A 750-nucleotide genomic window follows, 5' to 3' on the forward strand; every position below is an offset into this window, starting at 1 on the left:
TACAACGTGTACCGGGGTACGAGCGCGGGTGCTGAGGGTGCGACTCCGATCGCCAGCGGCGTGTCGGCGACGAGCTTCACCGACACGGTGTTGACCAACGGGACGGCGTACTTCTACACGGTCGCGGCGGTGAATGCCGTTGGCGTGTCGCCGCCGTCGAACGAGGTGTCGGCGACGCCGCAGGTCGCGGTGTCGGCGGGCTACGTGGGCCGGGTCGGGTCAGTGACGGCGTCGGCGGCTCGGACCACGAGCACGGTCACGGTCGGCTCGGCGGGGGTCCAGGCGGGTCATTCGTTGGTGGTGTCGCTGTTGTTGTCCTCGGCCAGCCTGACTGGGTCGGTGTCGGTCAAGGACTCGGTGGGCAACGCGTATGCGCTCGTTCGTGACGTCAACGACGGGTCCGGGGGCGACCGGGTCGTGACGCTGGTGGCGGTGGCGGTCAAGGTGCTGCCGGCTGGAGCCACGGTCACGATGACCTACCCGTCCGCGGCGCAGTCGTATGCCGCTGTCGATGAGCTCGCCGGGGTCACCGGTGTGGACGTGAGCGCGGCGGCGGCCGGGACGGGGACCACGTTCAGTTCCGGTCCGGCGACCACGACCGCGGCGGGGGAGGTCCTGTTCGGATCGGCTGGGATCGAGTCGGGCACTGGTACGCCGGGCTGGGCCGCGGGGTGGAGCGCGTTGGCGACACTCAACCTGTCCACCGACCACCTCGCGACCGCCTACCGCGCGGCTCCCACGGCGGGGGCC

1 protein-coding gene is annotated in these 750 nt (G+C 71.2%); it reads left to right on the forward strand.

The features are described 5' to 3' along the window. On the forward strand, positions 1-750 hold a 750-nt coding region (locus ACYVLP_RS23475), incomplete at both ends, for a fibronectin type III domain-containing protein (RefSeq protein ID WP_460629707.1).

The sequence above is a fragment of the Intrasporangium mesophilum genome (genome assembly GCF_054783095.1).